This window comes from Mesorhizobium sp. M5C.F.Ca.IN.020.32.2.1 (genome assembly GCF_004023105.1).
Classification (GTDB): domain Bacteria; phylum Pseudomonadota; class Alphaproteobacteria; order Rhizobiales; family Rhizobiaceae; genus Mesorhizobium; species Mesorhizobium wenxiniae.
In genome coordinates this window covers 1-840 of the sequence record NZ_RZSX01001438.1, presented here as the reverse complement: position 1 = coordinate 840, position 840 = coordinate 1, and the positions used below count along the sequence as shown (strand labels likewise).

1 protein-coding gene is annotated in these 840 nt (G+C 61.1%); it reads right to left on the bottom strand.

The window, feature by feature from the left end; genetic code table 11:
* Window positions 1-840, bottom strand: an 840-nt coding sequence (locus EOA86_RS36600; RefSeq protein ID WP_164892407.1) for a cytochrome P450, incomplete at both ends; no start/stop codon positions are given.

Sequence of the window (840 nt, the reverse complement as noted above, 5' to 3'; positions counted from 1 at the left end):
TACGTAGCGCAGACACTCCTCGACGCAGGTGGGCATCAGGCTTGGTTCGCTCTGCAGCCTGCGGCGTTGATCTTCATGCGATAGCAGTGCGAGGAGCCCTCCGGAAATCAGATGGGTTGTGGTTTCCTGCCCAGCGCCGAAGAGCAGGAAAATCATCGAGACAAGTTCGTCCTTGCTGAGCCTCTGCCCGTCGGTCTCGGCATCGCGCAACGCGGCGATCAATCGGTCAGGCAGTGCACTGCCCCCCGATCGCGAGACGCTGCGAAGATAGCGGACAACGCGGATCACGCCCGGAATGGCGCGGATGACCGCGCCGATATTGGCAGTGTCCTTCAGCCCGCCCAACCAGTTCTTGAACCGATCGTGATCCTGCTCCGGCAGGCCGAGCATCGCGCAAATGACCGAAAGCGGCAGATCGCGACAGAACTCGGCCATGAGATCGACCTCCGGTCTTTCCTCCATCTTGTCGAGAAGCCGATCGGCTATTTGCGTGATCATCGGCTTCATGGCCTCGATCGTTTGGCGCTGAAACGCCTGGTCAACGAGGCCGCGCAGGCGGCGGTGCTCAGGGTCGTCATGGCCGAGCATATTCTGCGCCAGAAGGCTGATGGTCCTCGGCAGGAATCTGAGTATCCGCGCCTGTGTTCTGCTCCCTGCGTTGGCAGGGTCGCGAGCGAAGCTCGCGTGATCCTTCAACAGCGTTGCGCAGGCGTCATGTGTCACAGAGAGCCATGTGCGGCCGACAATCGGCAGCTTCATGCAAACGACTGGCCCCTCGGCGCGCATCCAGTCAGCCGTGGGGAAGGGGTATGCGTGAAAGTCCGGCGATAAGATATCGAA